A 3,862-nucleotide genomic window follows, 5' to 3' on the forward strand; every position below is an offset into this window, starting at 1 on the left:
CGCGAGTTCGAGTCTCGTCGTCCGCTCAGGGAACGAAGGCCCCGGTCATTGCGACCGGGGCCTTCGTCGTATGCCCGTGCGCCGCCGGATGACATTCGTCATCCCAGGTCGTGACAGCTCGCACTGCCTTCCGCCCGGAACCGCCGGAAGGCTTGGGGACATGAACCACGGGGACAGTGTGATCACGGCCTCAGGGCTGCGGCGGCGCTACGGTCCGGCCGGCGACAAGGGATACGAGGCGGTACGGGACGTCTCCTTCGACGTCCGGCGCGGGGAGCTCTTCGCGCTGCTGGGGACGAACGGTGCGGGCAAGACCTCCACCGTCGAACTGCTGGAGGGCCTCGCCCGGCCGACGGGCGGCTCGGCGCGGGTGCTCGGCCACGATCCGTACGCCGAGCGCAGGGCCGTCCGGCCGCGGATCGGGATGATGCTGCAGGACGGCGGCTTCCCGGCCGAGCTGACGGCCGCCGAGACGGTGACGATGTGGGCCGGCTGCACGAGCGGCGCCCGGCCCGTCGACGAGGCGCTCGGCCTCGTCCGGCTCGACGGGCGGCGCGACGTGCGCGTCAAGCAGCTCTCGGGCGGCGAGCGGCGGCGACTGGACCTCGCGCTGGCCCTGCTCGGGCGGCCCGAGGTGCTCTTCCTCGACGAGCCCACCACCGGGCTGGACCCGGAGGCCCGGCACACCACCTGGGAGCTGGTCCGGCAGCTGCGCGCGGAGGGCACCACGATCCTGCTCACCACGCACTACCTGGAGGAGGCCGAGGCCCTCGCCGACCAGCTGGCGATCATGCACCGGGGGCGCATCGTGGCCTCCGGGACGCCGGGCGAGGTGATCGGCGCGTATCCGGCGCGGATCCGCTTCGCGATGCCGGACGGCTGGTTCGTCGGCGACCTGCCGCCGCTGGGCGAGCTGGGGGTGCTCCGGCACGAGGAGACGGACGGACGGGTGGAGCTGCAGACACGGGAGCTGCAGCGGACGCTGACCGGGCTGCTGCTGTGGGCCCGGGACAAGGACGTCGAGCTGGAGGGGCTCGACGCGCGGACCGCCTCGCTGGAGGAGGCGTTCCTGGCGATAGCGGGTACGGCGGCGGAATCGGGGAGGGACGCGTGATGGCGACGGGCACGGCGGGTACGGGGGTCTCGGCGGGCACGACGACCGTCGTGGGACGGGCGCTGGCGCTCGGCCGGGCGGAACTGAGGCTGCTCGGGCGCAACCGGGTGGGGCTCTACACGGCCCTGATGATGCCGTTCCTCATGATCTACGCGCTGCGGTCGGCGACGAAGAACGCGAACCTGAGCGCCACCGGGATGTCCCTGACCGAGGTGACCATGACGGGCGCCTTCGGCTACGTCCTGCTCTTCGTCGTCCACACCAGCCTCATCACCGTCTACACCGCGCGCCGCCAGGAGCTCGTGCTCAAGCGGCTGCGGACGAGCGAGGCGGGGGACGCGGAGATCCTCGCGGGCACGGCGCTGCCCTCCGCGGCCATCGCCCTCGCGCAGTGCGTCCTGCTGGTGGTGGTCGGTTCGCTGTGGCTGCACATGCGGGCACCGGCCCGGCCCGAACTGCTCGTCGCGGGCATGCTGTCGGGGATCGTCATGCTCGCGGCGCTGGCCGCCGTGTTCACCCGGTTCACCAAGACGTCGGAGAGCTCCCAGCTCACGGCGCTGCCGTTCGTCATGCTCTCGCTGGTCTTCTCCGGGATCTTCTGGCCGCTGGAGTCCATGCCCGACGGACTGGCGACGTTCTGCGAGGTGCTGCCGATGACGCCGGTTCTCCAACTGGTGCGTGCCGGCTGGCTCGGCGGTGCGGGCACGGGCGAGGCGCTGGGGCACCTCGGGGCCGCGTTGGCCTGGACCGTGGTGGCCGTGTTTGCTGTACGCCGGTGGTTCCGCTGGGAACCGCGGCACTGAACGCAGGGAACGGGGGGCGGCAGGCGTGGTCGGGTGGGTGCGGACGTTTCGCAGCCGGAACAAGGTCGGACAGATCGACCTGTACATGCGCTGGGCGCTGAACGTCGTCCCCTGGTTCTCCTTCGTGGTCCAGGCGGCCGCCGTCGTGGCCAACGCCGACGGCAGCATGTCGGGCCCGATCGCCCTGGCGCTGGTGGTCGCGACCGCAGCGCAGTGCTGGGTCGGCATGGGCCTGCTGCAACGGGCCCTCGACCGCTACCTCGGCAAACCGGCCGAGCTGCGCCGGCGGATGGCCTGCTCGCTGGTGCTGCTGGCGGTGACGACGGGCCTCATCATCGCGCTGCCCTCGCCGACGGAGCCGGGCGTGCATCCCGGGCTCATGATGACGATGTCCACCGCCACGCCGCCCCTCGGCGCCTACTGCCTGCTCGTCCGCAAGCGCGTCTACGCAGTGGTGACCACGGTCGGCTCGGTCCTGACGGCGCTGTTGTTCGGCGCGGCCGGGGCGACGATGCCGGAGACGGTGGGCGACGCGGTCTTCCTGCTGTTCATCTGCGGATGGATCGTGCTGGTGGTGCGCATGTCCGGCTGGATGCTCGCCATCGTCTGGGAGGTCGACGCCGCCCGGGAGATCCAGGCCCGGCTCGCCGTGGCCGAGGAACGGCTGCGGTTCTCGCGGGACATGCACGACGTGATGGGCCGCAACCTGGCGGTGATCGCGCTCAAGAGCGAGCTCGCGGTGCAGCTCGCCCGGCGCGGCTCGGAGGCCGCGGTGGACCAGATGGCCGAGGTGCAGCGCATCGCGCAGGAGTCCCAGCGCGAGGTCCGCGAGGTCGTGCGCGGCTACCGGGAGGCCGACCTGCACACGGAACTGGTGGGCGCGCGCGGCGTGCTGAGCGCCGCCGGGATCGACTGCCGCATCGAGGACGCGGGCAGCGACCGGCTGCCGGCACCCGTGCAGTCGGCCCTCGCGTGGGTGGTGCGCGAGGCGACCACCAATGTGCTGCGGCACGCGGAGGCGACCCGCTGCGCGGTGCGGCTGCGCGTCATGGACGCGGGGGCACGGACGGTGCTGGTCATAGAGAACGACGGCGTCCGCCCCGCGGGTCCGGCACCGTCCGGGAAGGGCGGTTCGGGGCTCGCGGGGCTCCGGGAGCGGCTGGCGGTGCTGGGCGGCACGCTGACGGCCGGGCCCGGTGACCGGGGTACGTTCCGGGTGACGGCCGAGATCGGGGAGGCGGCAGCCGCATGACCGAGGGAACGGGCGGGACCTCCGCCCCCATCCGCATTCTGCTCGCCGACGACGAGCACCTGATCCGCGGCGCCCTCGCCGCGCTGCTCGGGCTGGAGGAGGACCTGCAGATCGTCGCCGAGGCCGCGTCCGGTCCGGAGGCGCTCGCCATGGCGCGGGCGCAGCGGCCCGATGTGGCGGTGCTGGATCTCCAGATGCCGGGCACCGACGGTGTGATGGTGGCCACATCCCTGCGCGCCGAACTGCCCTCGTGCCGCTCCATGATCGTGACGAGTCACGGCCGCCCCGGGCACCTGAAGCGGGCCCTGGAGGCGGGGGTGCGGGGGTTCGTCCCGAAAACGGTCTCGGCGCAGCGGCTCGCCGAGATCATCCGCAGCGTGCACGCCGGAAACCGCTACGTGGACCCGGAGTTGGCTGCCGACGCGATCAGTGCGGGCGACTCCCCGCTGACCGCGCGCGAGGCCGAACTGCTGGAACTGGCGGAGGACGGAGCCCCCATCGCGGAGATCGCGGAGCGGGCCCGGCTGACGCCGGGGACGGTCCGGAACTACCTCTCCTCGGCCGCTGCGAAGCTGGGTGCGGAGAACCGTCACGCGGCAGCGCGCACAGCACGCGCTCAGGGTTGGCTATAGTGGTACCCGCACCGCACGGAAGCGCGGAGCGAAATGCGGACGTAGCTCAGTTGGTAGAGCA

General features: G+C 72.6%; 4 protein-coding genes. All 4 read left to right on the plus strand.

The window, feature by feature from the left end; translation table 11 throughout:
• Window positions 1–160 precede the first annotated feature (160 nt).
• The 4 genes from HG542_RS33945 to HG542_RS33960 are packed head-to-tail and all read left to right on the plus strand — an operon-like array spanning window position 161 to window position 3,801.
• Window positions 161–1,114 (plus strand): ABC transporter ATP-binding protein, encoded by a 954-nt coding sequence (locus HG542_RS33945; protein ID WP_171088256.1) that lies wholly within the window; start codon window positions 161–163, stop codon window positions 1,112–1,114.
• Window positions 1,114–1,917, plus strand: a complete 804-nt coding sequence (locus tag HG542_RS33950) for an ABC transporter permease (RefSeq protein WP_171088259.1) — start codon at window positions 1,114–1,116, stop codon at window positions 1,915–1,917. The genes HG542_RS33945 and HG542_RS33950 overlap by 1 nt, the downstream gene beginning before the upstream one ends.
• A 37-nt stretch (window positions 1,918–1,954) precedes the next feature.
• Entirely contained in the window at window positions 1,955–3,169 is a 1,215-nt protein-coding gene (locus HG542_RS33955; RefSeq protein ID WP_227723446.1) for a sensor histidine kinase, read from the plus strand.
• A complete protein-coding gene (locus tag HG542_RS33960; RefSeq protein ID WP_171088261.1) occupies window positions 3,166–3,801 on the plus strand; it encodes a response regulator transcription factor in 636 nt (211 codons plus the stop codon). The genes HG542_RS33955 and HG542_RS33960 overlap by 4 nt, the downstream gene beginning before the upstream one ends.
• Window positions 3,802–3,862 lie beyond the last annotated feature (61 nt).

Origin of the sequence: Streptomyces morookaense (assembly GCF_013030945.1) — a bacterium.
In the GTDB taxonomy this organism is placed as follows: domain Bacteria; phylum Actinomycetota; class Actinomycetes; order Streptomycetales; family Streptomycetaceae; genus Streptomyces; species Streptomyces morookaensis.